We start from the raw sequence: 18,637 nt of genomic DNA, 5'->3' as shown, positions 1-18,637 counted from the left end.
GATTTGTCACAACCGGGCAGTGCAGCGCTGCCCGGTTGTTATCAGGGAGAGAATCAGGATTTAAATCCGGCGGCCGTCATCAGGAGACGAAAGAACATACCAACGGCGGCCAGGGCCAGCACGCTGCCGCCCCAGAGGATCACCAGCCACATCAGGCGTTTCCAGATTGTCTGTTGCATCAATGATACCCCTCACCATGTTGAACTTTGCCGCGGAAAACGTAGTAGCTCCAGAAGGTGTACACCAGGATTATCGGGATAATCAGCAGCGCGCCAACCAACATAAAGCCCTGACTCTGCGCCGGAGCTGCCGCCTGCCACAGCGTAATGGACGGTGGAATGATGTGGGGCCAGATACTGATCCCCAGCCCGCTGAACCCGAGAAAAATCAGCCCCAGCGTCAATACAAAAGGCAGCGTATGGCTGTTTTGCTGACCCAGCGAACGCCACAGCCAGAGGCTAATCAGCGCAACCAGGAGCGGAACCGGCATCAGGAACCACAGATTGGGCAGGCTAAACCAACGATCGGCAATGGCGCTGTGCGCCAGCGGCGTCCACAGGCTGATAATGGCAATAACAACCAGCATCGCCAGCAGCAGTTTTCTTGCCACGCAGCGCATTTTATCCTGCAACGGATTTTCGCTTTTCATCACCAGCCATGTTGCCCCCAACAGGGCGTAGGCTACAACCAGGCCTACGCCGCAGAACAGGGTAAAGGGGGTCAGCCAGTCGAAAGGACCGCCGCTGTAGCTGCGTCCGGTGACGGAAAATCCATTGAGTACGGCACCGACCACAATACCCTGAGTGAATGTCGCGAGGATTGAACCGCCGAGAAAAGCTTTATCCCAGAATGGTCGATGCACCGGCGTGGCTTTGAAGCGAAACTCAAACGCGACGCCGCGAAATATCAGGCCGATGAGCATCAGGGTCAACGGGATCGTCAGCGCATCGACAATCACCGCATAGGCCAGGGGAAAAGCGCCGAATAATCCGGCGCCACCCAACACCAGCCAGGTTTCATTACCGTCCCATACCGGGGCGACGCTGTTGACCATCACATCGCGGTCATCCGCATCCGAAATCGCAGGGAATAAAATACCGATCCCGAGATCAAAACCGTCCATCACGATATACATCAGCGTGGCGAACACGATAATTACAAACCAGATAACTGATAAATCGATACCCATTAGCGGTGTGCCTCCGGTTGAGAATCGAGAACGACAGCAGAAAGCGGCCGCGCCGGCGTGCCTGTTGGTGGAATGGTCGGCTCATCTTCCTGTGGTCCTTTGCGGATCAGGCGGATCATGTAGCTGTAACCCACGCCAAACACCGAGCTATACACCACAAAGAAAGACAGTAGGCTGATGCTCATATGTAAATCACCATGTGCGGAAACCGCATCCGCCGTACGTTGCAAACCGTAAACCACCCACGGCTGACGGCCAACTTCGGTGGTCACCCAGCCAGCAAGGATGGCAATCAGACCGGAGGGGCCCATCCACAATGCAAAACGCAGGAAAGGACGTGAGGTGTATAGCCGCTGCTTATAACGCAGCCACAGGGCAAACGCGCCCAGCAGGATCATCAGCATGCCTAACCCTGCCATAATGCGAAACGACCAGAACACGATGGTGGAATTGGGCCTGTCTTCCTTCGGAAATTCTTTTAACGCCGGGACCTGTTTATCCAGACTATGAGTCAGGATCAGGCTGCCCAGCGCCGGGATTTCCAGCCCATAGCGGGTGCGCTCCTGCTCCATATCCGGCCAGCCGAACAACAGCAGCGGGGTCGGTTCACCGGGCGGATTTTCCCAGTGTCCTTCAATCGCCGCAATTTTTGCAGGCTGATGCTTCAGCGTATTCAACCCGTGCATATCGCCAATTAAGGCCTGCAGCGGAGCGACGATTAACGTCATCCACAGCGCCATTGAAAACATAGCGCGAATTGCTGGCGTGCTATTACCGCGCAATAAATGCCATGCGGCTGATGCCGCGACAAACAGCGCGCTGCTCAGGAAGGCGGCAACGGACATATGCAGCAAACGATAAGGGAATGACGGATTGAAAATCACGGCGAACCAGTCGACGGGAACGACTTGCCCGTTAACAATTTCATAGCCCTGTGGCGTTTGCATCCAGCTGTTGGAGGCGAGGATCCAGAAGGTAGAAATAATAGTACCCAGCGCAACCATACAGGTCGCGAAGAAGTGAAGCCCTGGGCCAACCCGATTCCAGCCAAACAGCATTACCCCGAGGAAGCCTGCTTCGAGGAAGAAGGCGGTTAATACTTCATAGGTCAGCAGCGGCCCGGTGATGCTACCGGCGAACTCAGAAAAACCACTCCAGTTCGTGCCGAACTGATAAGCCATCACCAGCCCGGAAACCACGCCCATACCAAAGTTTACGGCGAATATTTTCGACCAGAAATGGTATAGCGAGCGCCAGGTCGGATTTTTCGTTTTTAACCATAACCCTTCGAGCACCGCCAGATAACTGGCGAGGCCAATGGTAATCGCCGGAAAGATGATGTGAAAGGATACCGTAAACGCGAACTGGATCCTCGCCAGGTGAAACGCGTCAAGACCGAACATGCTTAGCTCCGCAGGCAAAATTGATTTAGCGCAATTCTAAGGCTGCGAAGCAATGGAAGGCAGAAACAGAACAGTTCTTTTTAACCATAACAGTTGTCGTGCTGTTATAGGTTAGCCTGGCTGATATGAAATCTGGAACCTGGATTCCTGTTATTGAATCGCGTCCTCCCCACGCGAGTGATTTTACGCTATCACTAGCGAGGTAATGAAAAGGTAATCATAAATGTTTACTTTGTGCGTATAATAGACGACAGGGAGGCGCAGTGAAGCAAAGTGAGTTCAGACGCTGGCTTGAATCTCAGGGAGTGGCTGTTACAAACGGCTCAAATCATCTGAAGTTGAGGTATCAGGGAAGGCGTAGCGTTATGCCCAGGCATCCTGGTGATGAAATAAAAGAAGCCTTGCGAAAATCGATCCTGAAGCAGCTTGGCTTACAGTCATCATCAATATGAGGTTAATTATATGAGAGATTTTGAAAAAATCATGCGTTATCCCGTTAATCTAATCCCCGCCGTGGAAGGTGGATTCGTGGTTTCTTTCCCGGATATTCCTGAAGCATTAACTCAGGGCGAAACCCGTCATGGGGCTTTGCAGGCTGCGCAGTCTGCATTGGTGACCGCTTTTGAATTCTATTTCGACGATAACGAACCGATTCCTTTACCTTCGGCGGTTGGCGCTGAAGGTGACTATGTGGAAATCCCCCTGAGCATTGCGTCGAAGGTTCTTTTGTTAAATGCCTTTCTTGAATCAAAAATCACCCAGCAGGAGCTGGCAAACAGGATTGGCAGGCCTAAGCAGGAAATTACCCGTTTGTTCGATTTAAAGCACGCGACAAAAATTGATGCTGTGCAAATAGCTGCACGCGCCTTAGGCAAGGAGCTGTCAGTAACAATGTTGTAAAACTGTTAACTATAACAGTTATAAAAAATGCCCTGATTATGTAAACTGATATATACAGTGCGTGTCACCGACACCGATTATCAGGACGAAAAATGAAAAAATACCAGCGACTGGCTGAGCAAATTCGCGATCAAATCGCGTCTGGCGTATGGCAGCCCGGCGATCGCTTGCCATCCTTGCGCGAGCAGGTGGTCAGCAGCGGCATGAGTTTTATGACCGTCGGACATGCATATCAGTTGCTGGAAAGTCAGGGCCGGATTATCGCCCGGCCGCAGTCGGGTTACTATGTTGCCGCGCGCCCTGAACGTGAGCTGGCAGCGCCGCAGGCGCAGGTGATGCGCGATGAAGCGGTGGATATCAACACCTATATTTTTGATATGCTGCAGGCCAGCCGGGATGCGTCAGTGATGCCATTTGCCTCTGCATTCCCCGATCCGCGTCTGTTTCCCCTCCAGCAGTTGAACCGCTCGCTGGCGCAGGTCAGTAAAACCGCGACCGCCATGAGCGTGATAGAAAACCTGCCGCCGGGAAATGATGAGCTGCGCCATGCCATTGCCCGCCGCTATGCTCAACAGGGGATGACCATTTCACCTGATGAAATTGTCATCACTACCGGTGCGCTGGATGCCCTCAACCTGAGCCTGCAGGCGGTTACCGAACCGGGAGACTGGGTAATTGTCGAAAACCCCTGTTTCTACGGGGCGTTGCAGGCCCTGGAGCGATTACGGCTGAAGGCGCTTTCGATTGCCACCGACGTGAAAGAGGGGATCGATCTTACCGCGCTGGAGCAAGCGTTGCAGGAGTATCCGGTAAAAGCCTGCTGGCTGATGACCAACAGCCAAAATCCGTTGGGCTTTACGCTCAGCCCAGAGAAAAAGGCGCACCTGGTCTCATTGCTGGAAAAATATCATGTAATGCTGATAGAAGATGATGTCTACAGCGAGCTGTACTTTGGTCGCGAAAAACCACTGCCTGCCAAAGCCTGGGATCGCGCCGACAGCGTTTTGCATTGTTCGTCTTTCTCGAAGTGCCTGGTGCCCGGATTTCGCGTGGGCTGGGTGGCGGCCGGGAAGCATGCTCGACGTATTCAGCGACTCCAGCTCATGAGCACGTTATCCACCAGTTCCCCCATGCAGCTTGCGCTCGTGGATTATCTGTCAACCCGGCGCTATGACGCGCATCTGCGCCGCTTACGCCGTCAACTGGCGGAACGCAAACAGCAGGCCTGGCAAACGTTGCTGCGCCATCTTCCGGCGGAAGTCAAAATTCACCATAACGACAGCGGCTATTTTCTGTGGCTGGAACTGCCAGAACCGCTTGATGCAGGCGTGCTCAGCACCCAGGCACTGGCGCACCATATCAGCATTGCACCGGGAAAAATGTTTTCGACCTCGGGGAGCTGGACTCGTTTCTTTCGCTTTAATACCGCATGGCACTGGGGAGAGCGTGAGGAACAGGCTGTGAAACAGCTGGGAAAATTAATTCGCGAGATGATGAAATAAAACGTAACGCGCTATTCAATATAAAAGAATAGCGCGTTCTTATTTTCGAAATAGAGAATACCTAACCCCGATGTTATTTATATCGGGTGCTACCATACAAAAAATCAATAGTTCTTACTATTGCCGCCGTTGCACCTAACTCCTTGTCTATACTCCAGAAGATTAAAGCTCCCGATCAGCATCAGTAGCGTAATGAGCGTTAGCTCACAACCTGATTAAATTTCCTTGCGCCAGCAGGAACGCTTACAACACCCCGACTATTTTTAGGAAAGGACATATATTTACGGCAAGGCTGCCGCTCAATATTTTTTAGACAGGAGTAAGACGTTATGAGCAAGCAGTTTGCCCTCAGTAGCCTGTGCGCACTCAGTATGACGCTGATGACTGCACAGGCAGCCGAACCCCCGACATCCTTAGATAAACCGGAAGGCCGTCTGGATATTATTGCCTGGCCGGGCTACATCGAACGTGGACAGACCGATAAACAATATGATTGGGTCTCGCAGTTTGAAAAAGAGACCGGCTGCGCGGTCAATGTTAAAACAGCGGCCACTTCTGATGAAATGGTCAGCCTGATGGCAAAAGGCGGCTACGACCTGGTCACCGCTTCCGGTGATGCCTCCTTGCGTCTGATTATGGGAAAACGCGTTCAGCCGATTAATACCGCGCTGATCCCTAACTGGAAAAGCATCGATCCGCGCGTGGTAAAAGGCGAGTGGTTTAACGTTGGCGGAAAAGTTTACGGCACACCGTACCAGTGGGGACCAAACCTGCTGATGTACAACACCAAAATCTTCCCAACGCCGCCGGATAGCTGGAACGTGGTATTTGTTGAGCAAAAACTTGGGGACGGAAAAAGCAATAAAGGGCGCGTTCAAGCCTACGATGGCCCGATCTATATTGCCGATGCTGCATTATTCGTTAAGGCGACTCAGCCGCAACTGGGCATTACCGATCCCTATCAGCTCACCGAACAACAGTATCAGGCGGTGATCAAAGTCCTGAGCGATCAACACGCGCTGATCCATCGCTATTGGCACGATACCACCGTGCAAATGAGCGACTTCAAAAACGAAGGTGTGGTGGCGTCCAGCGCCTGGCCTTATCAGGCGAACGCCCTGAAAGGAGAAGGCCAGCCTATTGCCACGGTCTTCCCAAAAGAAGGGGTTACCGGATGGGCTGATACCACCATGCTGCACAGCGAAGCCAAACACCCGGTGTGCGCTTACAAATGGATGAACTGGTCATTAACCCCGAAAGTTCAGGGCGACGTCGCAGCCTGGTTTGGTTCTCTGCCAGTCGTGCCTGAAGGTTGTAAAGCCAGCCCGCTGCTGGGTGAAAAGGGCTGTGAAACCAACGGCTATAGCTACTTTGACAAAATTGCCTTCTGGAAAACGCCGATCGCAGAAGGTGGCAAATTCGTTCCTTACGGTCGCTGGACGCAGGATTACATCGCCATTATGGGCGGTCGTTAATTCCGCTGGGGGTTTTATGACGTACGCAGTGGAGTTTCATAACGTCTCGCGTCTGTACGGGGATGTTCGTGCAGTTGATGGGGTGAGTATTGCGATTAACGACGGTGAGTTTTTCTCTATGCTGGGGCCATCCGGCTCCGGCAAGACCACTTGTCTGCGCCTTATTGCAGGGTTTGAGCAACTGTCAGGCGGCGCAATCACCATTTTTGGTAAGCAGGCCAGCGAATTGCCGCCCTGGGAACGGGACGTTAATACGGTATTTCAGGATTATGCGCTATTCCCGCATATGTCGATTCTCGACAATGTCGCCTACGGGCTGATGGTCAAAGGTATTGATAAAAAACAGCGTCACGCTAAAGCACGTGAAGCGCTGGATAAGGTTGCGCTCGGTTTTGTTTATGAACGCAAACCATCGCAACTCTCCGGTGGTCAGCGGCAACGCGTGGCGATTGCCCGCGCGCTGGTCAATGAACCGCGCGTCCTGCTGTTGGATGAACCGCTCGGGGCATTGGATCTTAAGCTGCGTGAGCAGATGCAGCTGGAACTGAAAAAGTTACAGCAATCCCTGGGTATCACCTTCATTTTTGTCACCCACGATCAGGGTGAAGCCCTGTCGATGTCCGATCGTGTGGCGGTGTTTAATAATGGCCGCATCGAACAGGTGGATTCTCCGCGTGAACTGTACATGCGTCCGCGCACACCGTTTGTGGCAAGTTTCGTCGGGACGTCAAATGTTTTTGATGAAACGATGTCAGCGAACGTTTGCGGGCTACAGGGTATGTTTTCCCTGCGTCCGGAACACATTCGCTTGAATGATACCAGTGGCGAAGTCCAGGCCCGGGGGGTTATCCAGGCGGTGCAGTACCAGGGCGCGGCGACACGTTTTGAGCTGAAACTTGTTGGCGGTGAAAAATTGCTGGTTAGCCAGGCGAACCTGACGGGAGAAATGCTGCCGACAACGCTGTCGCCGGGTCAACAGGTGATGGCATCGTGGTCACGCGACGTGATGGTACCGCTGGTTGAGGAGAGGTGAATGGCTATGAATGTCTTACATTCGCCTCCACAGTCGACAAGTCTGAACCGGATCTCAGGGTTCTTCTGGCGTAATCCGGGACTGGGGCTGTTTTTGCTGCTCCTCGGACCGCTGATGTGGTTTGGGATCGTCTACTTCGGCTCATTACTGACGCTGTTGTGGCAAGGTTTTTATACCTTCGATGATTTCACCATGTCGGTCACGCCCGACCTGACGCTGGCGAATTTGCAGGCGCTGTTTAATCCCGCCAACTACGACATCATTTTGCGTACCCTGACGATGGCGGTGGCGGTCACCATTGCCAGCGCGATTCTGGCGTTTCCGATGGCGTGGTATATGGCGCGATATACCAGTGGCAAAATGAAAGCCTTTTTTTACATTGCTGTGATGTTGCCGATGTGGGCCAGCTACATTGTTAAAGCCTACGCATGGACGTTACTGTTGGCTAAAGACGGGGTGGCGCAGTGGTTTTTAACTCATCTGGGACTGGAGCCTCTGCTGCTTTCGTTCCTGACGCTGCCTGCGGTCGGCGGCAATACGTTATCGACTTCAGGGTTAGGGCGTTTTCTGGTGTTCGTCTACATCTGGCTGCCGTTTATGATCCTGCCGGTACAGGCCGCGCTGGAGAGACTTCCGCCTTCGCTCTTACAGGCCTCCGCTGATTTGGGCGCTCGTCCGCATCAAACTTTCCGCTATGTGGTCCTGCCACTGGCGATACCCGGTATCGCGGCGGGGTCGATCTTTACCTTCTCTCTGACGTTGGGCGATTTTATCGTGCCGCAACTGGTGGGGCCGCCAGGCTATTTCATCGGCAATATGGTGTATTCGCAACAAGGGGCGATCGGCAATATGCCGATGGCGGCGGCATTTACTCTGGTGCCGATTGTGTTAATCGCACTGTATCTGGCGTTCGTGAAGCGTCTGGGAGCTTTCGATGCACTCTGAACGCGCGCCCTGGTTACTCAAACTGGCGGCATGGGGCGGGGTTATTTTCCTGCACTTTCCCATCCTCATCATCGCCACCTATGCTTTTAATACTGAGGAGGCTGCTTTTAGTTTTCCACCGCAGGGGTTAACGCTGAAGTGGTTTAGCGTTGCGGCGCAACGTAGCGATATTCTGGAATCGGTGACGTTGTCACTTAAAATCGCTGCGTTGTCGACGGCCATTGCTCTTGTTCTGGGGACGCTGGCCGCTGCCGCACTATGGCGCAGGGACTTTTTTGGTAAAAGCGCAATATCGCTGTTGCTGCTGTTGCCGATCGCGCTGCCGGGGATTATTACCGGTCTGGCGCTACTGACGGCGTTTAAAACTATCAACCTGGAACCCGGTTTTCTCACCATCGTGGTCGGCCATGCGACGTTTTGCGTTGTGGTGGTATTTAACAACGTCGTGGCGCGTTTTCGCCGTACCTCATGGAGTCTGGTTGAAGCGTCTATGGATCTTGGCGCCAACGGCTGGCAAACCTTTCGTTATGTCGTGCTGCCAAATCTGGCGTCGGCACTGCTGGCGGGAGGGATGCTGGCGTTTGCTTTGTCGTTTGATGAAATCATCGTGACAACGTTCACCGCCGGACATGAAAGAACACTTCCTTTGTGGCTGCTCAATCAACTGGGTCGACCACGAGATGTGCCTGTCACCAACGTTGTGGCATTGCTGGTAATGCTGGTGACAACACTGCCAATTTTAGGGGCCTGGTGGCTAACGCGTGAAGGCGACACTCTCGCCGGAAACGGTAAATAAACGACGATATGGGAAATTGCTATGCAACATCAATTACTGATTAATGGCGAGCTGGTCAACGGTGAAGGTGAAAAGCAGCCAGTCTATAACCCTGCCACTGGAGAACGCATTCTGGAGATTGCCGAGGCGTCAGCCGGGCAGGTTGATGCGGCGGTACGTGCAGCAGACAGCGCATTTTCCACCTGGGGACAAACCACACCGAAAGTCCGTTCCGAACTGCTGCTGAAACTGGCGGATGCTATCGCCGATAACGCGCAAACCTTCGCTGAGCTGGAATCGCTTAACTGTGGTAAGCCGCTGCACTGTGTCCTTAACGATGAAATTCCGGCAATCGTCGACGTTTTCCGCTTCTTCGCCGGGGCAGCTCGTACCCTGCAAGGACAGGCAGCCGGAGAGTATCTGGAAGGGCATACGTCGATGATTCGTCGGGATCCGCTGGGCGTGGTGGCCTCTATCGCGCCGTGGAACTACCCGCTGATGATGGCGGCGTGGAAGCTGGCACCGGCGCTGGCGGCGGGTAACTGTGTGGTGATTAAACCGTCAGAAATTACCCCGCTAACGGCACTTAAACTGGCAGAATTTGCCAAAGATATTTATCCGCCAGGCGTTATCAACGTGCTGTTTGGCCGTGGCAAAACGGTGGGTGACCCGCTGACCGGTCATGAAAAAGTCCGGATGGTTTCCCTGACCGGCTCCATTGCGACCGGTGAACACATTATCCAGCACACCGCGCCTTCGATTAAGCGCACACATATGGAGCTGGGCGGCAAAGCCCCGGTCATCATTTTTGATGATGCCGATCTGGATGCAGTGGTGAGCGGCGTGCGAACCTTTGGGTATTACAACGCCGGGCAAGACTGTACCGCCGCTTGTCGAATCTATGCCCAGAAAGGCATTTATGATGCGTTGGTTGAGAAACTCGGTGCCGCGGTTGCCAGCCTGAAAATCGGTGCACCGAATGACGAATCGACGGAGCTGGGGCCGGTAAGCTCGCAGGCGCACCTCGATCGCGTGACTAAAGCGGTCGATGAAGCCAAAGCACTGGGGCATATCAAAGTCATCACCGGTGGTAAAAAAGTGGACGGCGCAGGCTACTATTTTGCTCCGACGCTGCTGGCCGGGGCGAAGCAGGAAGATGCTATCGTGCAGCGGGAAGTTTTCGGTCCGGTGGTCAGCGTCACCGTATTTGAGGATGAAGATCAGGTACTGGCGTGGGCTAACGATTCGAAATACGGCCTGGCATCCTCCGTCTGGACTCGGGATGTGGGGCGCGCGCATCGATTTAGCGCCCGCTTGCAGTATGGTTGCACCTGGGTCAATACCCACTTCACGCTGGTCAGCGAAATGCCGCACGGCGGACAAAAACAGTCTGGTTATGGCAAGGATATGTCGGTATACGGGCTGGAAGATTACACGATTGTTCGCCATGTCATGATCAAGCATGAGTAATATCTTAAGCGCGAGCGATAAATGCGGCACGGATAGCTAAATACTGGCAAACGTGTGTCTATATTATTCGCGCCACTGGCCTCGTCGCCATCGGACGGCGGTAAGTTGGAAATATCCGCGAGGTCAGGCTAATTGATACAACAAAGCCCCGGCTTATTAATGTCAGGGCTTTGTGCTTTCACGATCGTCATCCGGTTATCCGCGGCGCAAGCTGCAAATCCAGGCGAGTAGCGCACAGACGCTCAGAACCAGCCCCAGTTGTTGCACCATGCCTGCCACCCCCAGCATCATTCCCAGCAACAGGTAATAGCTTAATCCGAATAATGCACCGGCGGCCCCGGCCTGTTCACGATAGTGGCGTAGGGCCTGACTCAGCACATTAGGGATCGCGATGCCATAGGCAATAACCGCGCCGAAAACCGGTATCAGAATCCACGCGGAGTGCTGTAACCACCACGCGGCGAGGCCTGACGCTGCTGCCAGCGCACAGGCATAATGTACCCTCTGTTCCGATGTCAGGTCTGTCGTCAATAATCTCCGGTTCAGCAGGCTGCCCGACAGCGAAGCAAACGCAAGTAGTCCCCCCGTCCAGCCAAAGGCTCTGGAACTCCATCCCAATTGCCCGAAAAGAAACGGAGCCAGGCTGTAATAGCTAAACAGCATGGTGTTCAGCAGTGCAACCAGCATGGTATTTTTCCACAGCTCGCGGTCACGCATCATGCGGGAGAGCAGTGCAGCAAGGCTGGGTCTGAGCGTATTTTCGGGCCGGGTTTCTGGCAGCATGGTCGCAGTCAGTAGTAGCAGTAGCAGCGCCAGCAGCACAAGGGCAATAAATACACCGGTATGACCATACAGGCTAACCAACCAACCTCCGCTTAGCAGGCCGAAAACGGGACTCAATGCCAGCGCAGCGCCCATCACGGAAAAGACGCGGGATAGCGCAGTTGATTCATAAGTGTCCCGTAACATGGTCTGTACCACCACTGACCCGGCAGCCGCGCCGATGGCTGAGATCATCCGCGCCAGCAGCAAAACGCTGAAGTCAGTGGCAACCACGGCCAGGGCACAACCTGACCCATAGCAGATAAGTCCTGCCAGCATCGCCCAACGTCGACCGAGGCAGTCGCTCAGCCAACCCCACATCGCCACGCCGATGGCGAAGGCAATAAAATAAACGGAGAGTGTTTGCGCCGCGCGTTCACTGCTTACGTGATAAGACGTGGCGATTCCTGGCAATGCCGGGCTATAAATGGTTTCCACCAGTTGCGGAAACATAATGAGCAAAGTAAGAAGCCACAGCGGCGGGCGGCGAAGGGTGTTCATAGCAATATCCAGAGAGACAGAAAACTGGCGGGCATTATTGCTGAAAGGGAGATGTCGTATTACCATTATCAAGACTTTAAATATCAAATATCGGACAGATAATGGAAATTGCCCCGGATGATGATTTCGATGCGGATAGCTTTGATAAACCGGTAATCGGGATTGCCTCCGAGATGGGCGTACACGATTCCGGCCGGCATAGCCATCTTCGTCATCAGCTACTTTTTTCGGCAGCGGGAAGCATTACGATTGAGCTGGAGCATGCCCTGTGTCTGCTACCGCCACGGCGCGCGGTCTGGATCCCGGCTGGTACGGTACATCGCGCCATAATGCGTGGGGTGATGGCTTATCGTTCGTTGTATTTTTCAACTACATTGCCGTTATCTAAGTTACCGCTGCAGATAGTCGACGTTAATCCTCTCTTTTTTGAAGTAATAGAACGTATGGCTTTCTGGCCATGGGAAATGCCTGCCGAGCAGCAGGCCAGTCTTATCACCGTTTTCTGTGAGGAAATGCGGGCCGCCCACAGTGAAAACTGGACGTTGCAGTTTCCCTCAGATCCACGGCTGAACGTGTGGCTTGAAGGAGTACGTATGGGCGAATTGCCACCACGACTAAATCAATTATCCCAACGGGTTGGGGCATGCGAGAGGACGATCAGTCGAATATTTACCAGGGATACCGGGATGAATTATCAGAGCTGGCGGCAGCAATTTAGACTATTAAAAGCCATGGAGATGCTGGCTGACGGGGGGCAGATCAGCCAGGTGGCGCAATATCTGGAATTTGTCAGTGACAGTGCTTTTATCGCTTTTTTCCATCAGCATACCGGCACAACACCGAGCCGTTATGCGGGCAATATAATGCCGCAGAAGGATTAGGGGTATTACATACTAAGGATAATTTACCGGGTGGCAGGAGAGTGGGAAAATCGTGTACTAATGGCAGAGAGAAGAGCCTCTCTGCCAGCAGACGCTGCAATTAATCAAGAAGAACGACATCAAGCAAACCAGCCAAACCTTGCGGAAATCAGACTGAAAAGTCCTACAGCAGCAAATATATTTATCAGCACCACAGTTTTACTGGAAACATTCATTTGTGCCACCTTTCGTTTTAACCCTTATGGGTATAGTACGGGTTATAACTATCCGCAATAGTACGGATTCTGAACATAATGAAAACGGCTTGTTTTACCGGCGTTTCTCTTAAAATAATTAATAAAACTTGATGTGGGTCATGAAAAAGAGCATATTGCGCGCGATTTTACCTTTCGGCCCGGATGCCTGACATGTCTCTGTACCAAAAAATGTTGGTTTTTTATGCGGTGATGGCCGCTATCACGGCAATCATCACCTGGTTTCTTTCCCGCGATAAAAAACGGATTCGTTTTCTCAGCGCGGTATTAGTCGGGGCGACCTGGCCGATGAGTTTTCCCGTCGCGTTAATGTTTTCTCTCTTCTGATGACGGCGTAAACGCCGTTTCAGGAGGAAAGCAGGGCATCTAATCGTTTTTTGTCGGCTGCGCAAACATCCTGCGGATGCTGATATCCCACGTTTTCATTGGCGCGGGTATACAAAGCGACCAGCCAGTCGTAAACGTAACGGCTTGCGCCATGCGAAGGTTGTTCATCCAGTTTCGTCAACCGTAACATCGGCTGTTGCGCCGGGGCACTAAAAATAGCCGATCCTTTTTGGATCCTGCTGGCCGGACGCTGTTCCTCTGCCACGCTGGCAAATCCAAGCCAGGTAATAAAATCCCCAATATCGGCGTGAAGCTGCGCGGCGCAGACGTTTTCTCGCTGCATAATGCGCTGTAAGCGTTGCGGCATTTCCAGCCGATAGCTGGTGGTGACGAGGATATCGGCAACCTGCCTTAGCGTACGCGGCTCGAGACGTAAACGGCGCGCATTATTTTCATCGCGACACCACTGGCGCACGTGGTTAACCCACATTTTGTGCGCCTGATACCCGGTCTCTTTGCTTTCCGGCGAGTGCGGTGTGTCACGCACCTCGGCAAACAGGTCAATCTCTTCATTAAATAATCCGCTCACCTGTTCCTCGCGCGGCTGCTGAACACGCAGCAGCGACTCAAAGAGGCGCATCGGCGGGAGCAAACCGTCCAGGAGTTCGCCATGCTTTGCCGCCTGGGCCTGGAGCTGGCGGATCACCGACTCATTGCTACCCGATTCGGTTTCAACGGGATTAATCCAGCCTATCAAGGTTTCGCGTACACGCTGCTGGTGCTGCTCACGCAGGGAGGTCAATCTCGCCTGGCGTTGCTGGGGCGAGGTTGCCTGAGTCAGCCATTCGACGAGGCGTTGTAAGCTGTGTTTATCCAGCGCCTGCAGCGTGCCCCAGTGCAGTCCGGGTTTGCCCATTAATTGCTGCACAGATTCATCAAGATTTTGCTGAGTGCTAAACCGCGCATCCTGCGGAGTAATGGCCCAGACCACTCCCGGCAATGCGGCGTCATGTACGGGCTGAGTATCGTTAACCCAGCCCAGTAGTTTGCGGGTGATGGCGGGCGTCTGGGAGCGGGTAGATACCGCATTACAGATTAAAAGTACATCCGGTTGCAGATGCTGGCGATAATGTTCCAGCATCCAGCCTAATTTGGCCTGCCACAATGGATGGGGATGAACATCCGGGGCGAGGGGAATATCCAGCAGATCGACATTCTCCAGTACCGCGTCTTCAACCGTCAGGACCAGCTCGCGCGTGAGCAGCGCCAGCGAAGCCTGAGAAAGGCTGACCGCATTGAGCAACTGATCATTTTCTATTGGATGAACCACCACATCGCTTTGCGCCTCATTCCCGTTCAATGCTACCTGAGTCAGGAAACTCTCGGCAGGTAAACCAAAATGGTCAACCAGCAGGCTCAGCGGAGCCGCGAGTTCTTGCGCGCTCCCGGTTTGTTGCAGCGTATGCGCCAGCGCCAACCACTGTTGCGTCAACTCTGGTTGTTCTCCCCACAGTAACGCCCAGGCGTTTGCCCGGGTAGTCAGATCCAGAGCGGGTAGCAGCGTGGCAAACTGATGCCATAGCGCGTCGTCAAATTGCTGTTGTCTGGCCGGTACGCAGGCGCGCCAGAAACGACCAATTGCCGCGACATCTTGCGCGGTAATGCCCGGCACCGGATGACGCTGGCGCAACGTTTGCCATTTTTCCAGGCGCGCCTCAATAATCGATTTCTCGACCTGGCGGTTGTCCGCAAGCGCACAGAACTGGGTAATAAATAGCTGTACCAGTTCGGCTTCACTGAGTAGCCGCAGGCGCAACGGCCATTCACCATCGAGCGGATTTTCATCACGCGTAAAGCGGATCGCCATATTGGTTGGCGCATGACCAGGATTAATATGTGAAAAGTAATCAAAGCTGCGATCCGGGGTAACGATATTCACTTTGCCATTGGCGTTGCTGCACAATGCTGTGAGCAGGTGCGCTTTTGCCGATTGCGAATGTCCGTAAAGCCCAACGCATCCTCGCGATGAAAAGGTCGTCTTCAACGCAGATTCATTAACGGCGGCCAGGGTGAGCTGTGTCAACAGGGCATCCGCTTCATCATCAAGACGCGCCGCACGCTGACGGGTATCAGTTACCCACTCGATGGCGGCCTGCGCGGTGTTTAACATCTTACTCATTTCAGGTACACGCTCCCGCTATCAATCCAGTAATGGCTCCCGCTATGGCGTCGGTCTGCCAGCGTATTCAGTTTTAACGTTAAGGCATTGGCGGCAACGGGAGTGCCATCCTGTAACCACGCATCGCTCAGTACGAAAAATTCCGGGCCGCTTTCTTTGCTACCACCGCGTAGCTGCAGCCGTACATTCAACACGCCATCTCCGGCGATGGTTTTTGCCAGTTCGGCAGAATTTATGCTGAGCGTATACAGCGGTGTGGCAGGCCAACGGCTGTTGGCCAGTTGACGGAAACCTAACGTAACGTTGCCGCGCAATGGGAAGTGCAGGCGGGCATCCAGCTTCGCGCCGGGCTTATCCAGATCGATATCGTGATACCAGATGTTCTCATCGCGCAGCGTATTGACCGTATTATCCAACACGCCGAGATAACGTACGGTCGAGTAAGCGCCGATATCGGCAGCTTTAAAGTTGAAACGCGGCAAGCGTAGATCAAGCGCCAGGCTACACAACATGGCACCAACTGCTGCGGTGGATTTGGGGTTACCAATCCGCCCTTGTTGGCTGAACGGATACCACTCATGTACGCGGTAGTTATCCATCCAGATCATACGATTAACCGGAACGGGCTGCAGATGGCGGATCAACGCCTGTACGCCCGGCAAACAGGCGGGTCTGCCGGTCACTAATAAAATATCGCAGCGATAGTGTGAAATAGCCTCACAGACCGCGTGCAGTGGGGAGGTCAGGGTAAACTGGCCCGCCAGTAACGCTTCTCGTAACTGCCTGAACTGCACCTGTAACGGCACGCTCAGCACATCAAACGCTGGCGATCCCGCAGGTAACGCATGATCGATAGCCTGCTGGATGTAATTCAGTACGTTGCGCGTTGGTTGCTGGCTCAGGAGTTCGCCAAAGGTGGCATGCAGACCCGCTACCGGATCGTTAATATCACTTTGTTCCCAGGCTGAAAGTACCGCATGACCGAGCGGCATAAAGAGTTGTAACGCCGTTTGTTGACGCAAAATCGCCTGGGTGTCGATGCGCCCTGAATCGCCAAATAGCGTAGCCAGCAATGCGGCGGCGTCGGTCACGCCAGCCTGTTGCAGGCGGGTTTGCAGCGCAGGCAACACGCAACGCTGAATCACGTCCAGCAGCATGTCATCGCCCGCAACCTTAAAGCCTTCACGGAACAGCAGGTGCGGGGTAATTTTGACGTTTGTACCCACGCCGTCATCAAGCTGGTAATGGACGACGGCCATATCCGTTGTCCCGCCGCCAATGTCGATCGATGCCACGCGCAGCGCACGACCTTTAGTCTCACCAGGCTCCGGCAAACGGTCCGGGCGGGCAAGGGCGTTAAAGAACGACTCGGTGTGACCATCGTAGTGAGAGATAGCTTCGTTATACAGCCACACCAGTTGCCCGCAGCTGGCCTCATCCCATTCCATCTGGATCTCAGGTACGGGAACCACGCTCTTTTCCTGCTGTTTACGGGTGGTGAAGTCTTCATCCTGCGGGTGCCAGCCCATTGCTTTCCAGACCAACGCAATAGCTTCAAACATGCGCAGGCGGAAAATCTCACGCTCCTGTTTGGGCATCGCCGACGGCAGGGTCAGGATCAGCGTACGCAACTGACGAGGAGATGCCGGGAATCCGAGGCGCAAACGCGTCGCCACGCTGTTAATTTGCCCCAGCGCCTGGGCCAGTATTTCGCACAACATATGCGTCATCAGCGTACTGCGGCTGTATTGCGGTGAGAATACCGGCAGACGATCATCCTGCGGCAGGCTGAACAGCGGTTGCCCGTCATCGTTCATCAGGTTCATCAGCGGGAATGCGGTAGCCAGTGGTTCGCGCTGGGTTTTGCCATTCATCTGGCTAAAGCGCCAGTCATGCAACACCGGCGTTTCGTCCCACAGATAACGGCGCGGGCTGGAGATCCCACTGCTGCCTTCAGTGCCCATGCGCTGCATCGCCAGCTTTCGGGCTTCATCGCCAACGCGGACAATCGACGGCCAGATAAAGGCATCATCACGACCGCTCTCCACGGAAAAGTGCTGCTTACCAAAACGCGCTTCGGAAAACTCCAGTCGGCTGGTGAACAACGGATCGTTGAGAAACTGTGGCTCGCTTAACGAACGCACCTGCAATTCGGCTGTCTGGCGCAGTCCGTCATTGGCATCCCCGTGATCTTCAATCAGGACGCCACAGGTATGGGTGTTACCGATATCCAGGATAAGATCAACGGGAATGGCGGGCGTGCTGAGGGTATGCGTGACCAGTTTCACTTCCGGGACGGAAAGCTGCTCGCCTAACAGGGTCAGCACATTCAGCCAGTGCGCCTGATATTCAAAGTTACGCAGCGCCTGCTGGATCTCTTGTTCTGAGCGGTTCTCAAGCTGTGTGACATGATGCATAAAGGATTCGCGCAACCAGCCGTCAATCCAGGTCTGGTCGAGGAAATCGGCAATTTCGTTGTCATGCCAGGCCAGCGCAAATCGCGTACCGTTCAGCAGGTCATTTTCGTTGGGGGTTAACGCCGCAGGGGCATTTTCAGTGAGCTGGCTGTCCAGCGCCACGGTGACGCGGTGGGTGTTGCCCGCGCTGTCAGGTTGCGCCAGCTTCCGCACCTGTACGCGCGCCCAGTTATCCGGGCCTTCAACGAACGTACGCGGCGGATTAAAGCGCAGGAACGGCAGCGGCAGCCAGACACCGTCGAGCACGTCCAGAGAATAATGCAGCTTCTGGGTGCTTTCCGGCTTCACCACTTCGGGCTGAGCGCCGGTGCTGCCAGGTAAGGTATAACGCCCGGTTGTCAGATCGAAATCCAGCCGCAGCAGGGGACCATTTGCCGTTTTGCGCACAAAGCGGCCATGATGCGCAGATTCCTGCGGCGTCAGGCCAAAATCCAGAAATTGCACACCGCTATTGGCGATGAGCGTCACGCTCTGTTTGTAGTCACACAGATTCACCAACATAAA

At 53.9% G+C, this 18,637-nt stretch carries 17 protein-coding genes; 10 read left to right on the top strand and 7 right to left on the bottom strand.

Features of this window, described 5'->3' with window-relative positions; translation table 11 throughout:
- Window positions 1–53: 53 nt before the first annotated feature.
- The 3 genes from OGV65_RS08140 to OGV65_RS08130 are packed head-to-tail and all read right to left on the bottom strand — an operon-like array spanning window position 54 to window position 2,592.
- Entirely contained in the window at window positions 54–179 is a 126-nt protein-coding gene (locus tag OGV65_RS08140) for a DUF2474 domain-containing protein (RefSeq protein ID WP_003020230.1), read from the bottom strand.
- Window positions 179–1,189, bottom strand: a complete 1,011-nt coding sequence (gene cydB / locus OGV65_RS08135; RefSeq protein WP_049282401.1) for a cytochrome d ubiquinol oxidase subunit II — start codon at window positions 1,187–1,189, stop codon at window positions 179–181. The genes OGV65_RS08140 and cydB overlap by 1 nt, the downstream gene beginning before the upstream one ends.
- Window positions 1,189–2,592, bottom strand: a complete 1,404-nt coding sequence (locus OGV65_RS08130) for a cytochrome ubiquinol oxidase subunit I (RefSeq protein WP_047417372.1) — start codon at window positions 2,590–2,592, stop codon at window positions 1,189–1,191. Before OGV65_RS08130 ends, cydB begins: the two co-directional genes overlap by 1 nt.
- A 263-nt stretch (window positions 2,593–2,855) precedes the next feature.
- On the opposite strand from OGV65_RS08130, the gene OGV65_RS08125 reads away from it, so the two are divergent.
- The 8 genes from OGV65_RS08125 to patD all read left to right on the top strand — a co-directional run bounded on the left by OGV65_RS08125 (window position 2,856) and on the right by patD (window position 10,692).
- The gene (locus tag OGV65_RS08125; protein ID WP_049259794.1) at window positions 2,856–3,044 is read left to right on the top strand and encodes a type II toxin-antitoxin system HicA family toxin; all 189 of its coding nucleotides are present in this window, start codon (window positions 2,856–2,858) and stop codon (window positions 3,042–3,044) included.
- A 31-nt stretch (window positions 3,045–3,075) separates the two neighbouring features.
- A complete protein-coding gene (locus OGV65_RS08120; RefSeq protein WP_131341011.1) occupies window positions 3,076–3,492 on the top strand; it encodes a type II toxin-antitoxin system HicB family antitoxin in 417 nt (138 codons plus the stop codon).
- Between the two features lie 92 nt (window positions 3,493–3,584).
- The gene (locus OGV65_RS08115; protein ID WP_153690353.1) at window positions 3,585–4,994 is read left to right on the top strand and encodes an aminotransferase-like domain-containing protein; all 1,410 of its coding nucleotides are present in this window, start codon (window positions 3,585–3,587) and stop codon (window positions 4,992–4,994) included.
- A 329-nt stretch (window positions 4,995–5,323) separates the two neighbouring features.
- Window positions 5,324–6,469: a putative ABC transporter substrate-binding protein YdcS gene (gene ydcS, locus OGV65_RS08110; RefSeq protein ID WP_286454827.1), complete on the top strand. Its 1,146-nt coding sequence runs from the start codon at window positions 5,324–5,326 to the stop codon at window positions 6,467–6,469.
- Between the two features lie 16 nt (window positions 6,470–6,485).
- Complete coding sequence (locus OGV65_RS08105) at window positions 6,486–7,502, top strand: ABC transporter ATP-binding protein (RefSeq protein ID WP_016156582.1); 1,017 nt, start codon at window positions 6,486–6,488, stop codon at window positions 7,500–7,502.
- Window positions 7,503–8,447 (top strand): ABC transporter permease, encoded by a 945-nt coding sequence (locus OGV65_RS08100; protein ID WP_016153152.1) that lies wholly within the window; start codon window positions 7,503–7,505, stop codon window positions 8,445–8,447.
- Window positions 8,437–9,243, top strand: a complete 807-nt coding sequence (locus tag OGV65_RS08095) for an ABC transporter permease (protein WP_003020204.1) — start codon at window positions 8,437–8,439, stop codon at window positions 9,241–9,243. The genes OGV65_RS08100 and OGV65_RS08095 overlap by 11 nt, the downstream gene beginning before the upstream one ends.
- Window positions 9,244–9,264: 21 nt before the next feature.
- A complete protein-coding gene (gene patD, locus OGV65_RS08090; RefSeq protein WP_200015357.1) occupies window positions 9,265–10,692 on the top strand; it encodes an aminobutyraldehyde dehydrogenase in 1,428 nt (475 codons plus the stop codon).
- Window positions 10,693–10,887: 195 nt separating this feature from the next.
- Here patD and OGV65_RS08085 read toward each other — a convergent pair whose 3' ends face one another.
- Window positions 10,888–12,015 carry a multidrug effflux MFS transporter gene (locus OGV65_RS08085; protein ID WP_286454825.1) on the bottom strand — a complete coding sequence of 376 codons (1,128 nt, stop codon included), beginning with the start codon at window positions 12,013–12,015 and terminating at the stop codon, window positions 10,888–10,890.
- Window positions 12,016–12,116: 101 nt separating this feature from the next.
- On the opposite strand from OGV65_RS08085, the gene OGV65_RS08080 reads away from it, so the two are divergent.
- Entirely contained in the window at window positions 12,117–12,896 is a 780-nt protein-coding gene (locus tag OGV65_RS08080) for an AraC family transcriptional regulator (protein ID WP_200052220.1), read from the top strand.
- A gap of 119 nt (window positions 12,897–13,015) precedes the next feature.
- Here the strand turns inward: OGV65_RS08080 and yncL are convergent, their stop codons facing one another.
- Complete coding sequence (yncL, locus tag OGV65_RS08075; protein WP_071524268.1) at window positions 13,016–13,111, bottom strand: stress response membrane protein YncL; 96 nt, start codon at window positions 13,109–13,111, stop codon at window positions 13,016–13,018.
- A 192-nt stretch (window positions 13,112–13,303) separates the two neighbouring features.
- On the opposite strand from yncL, the gene OGV65_RS08070 reads away from it, so the two are divergent.
- Window positions 13,304–13,477, top strand: a complete 174-nt coding sequence (locus OGV65_RS08070) for a GhoT/OrtT family toxin (RefSeq protein ID WP_016153148.1) — start codon at window positions 13,304–13,306, stop codon at window positions 13,475–13,477.
- 19 nt (window positions 13,478–13,496) lie between these two features.
- Here the strand turns inward: OGV65_RS08070 and OGV65_RS08065 are convergent, their stop codons facing one another.
- Together OGV65_RS08065 and OGV65_RS08060 are read right to left on the bottom strand one after the other, a co-directional pair.
- The gene (locus tag OGV65_RS08065; RefSeq protein WP_286454824.1) at window positions 13,497–15,656 is read right to left on the bottom strand and encodes a virulence factor SrfC family protein; all 2,160 of its coding nucleotides are present in this window, start codon (window positions 15,654–15,656) and stop codon (window positions 13,497–13,499) included.
- A complete protein-coding gene (locus tag OGV65_RS08060) occupies window positions 15,653–18,634 on the bottom strand; it encodes a virulence factor SrfB (RefSeq protein ID WP_286454823.1) in 2,982 nt (993 codons plus the stop codon). Before OGV65_RS08060 ends, OGV65_RS08065 begins: the two co-directional genes overlap by 4 nt.
- Between the last annotated feature and the right edge of the window lie 3 nt (window positions 18,635–18,637).

The sequence above is a fragment of the Citrobacter sp. Cb004 genome, assembly GCF_030337065.1.
GTDB lineage: Bacteria > Pseudomonadota > Gammaproteobacteria > Enterobacterales > Enterobacteriaceae > Citrobacter > Citrobacter braakii.
Note: the sequence above shows the minus strand (reverse complement) of the source record. Positions and strands in the feature narration are given on the sequence as shown.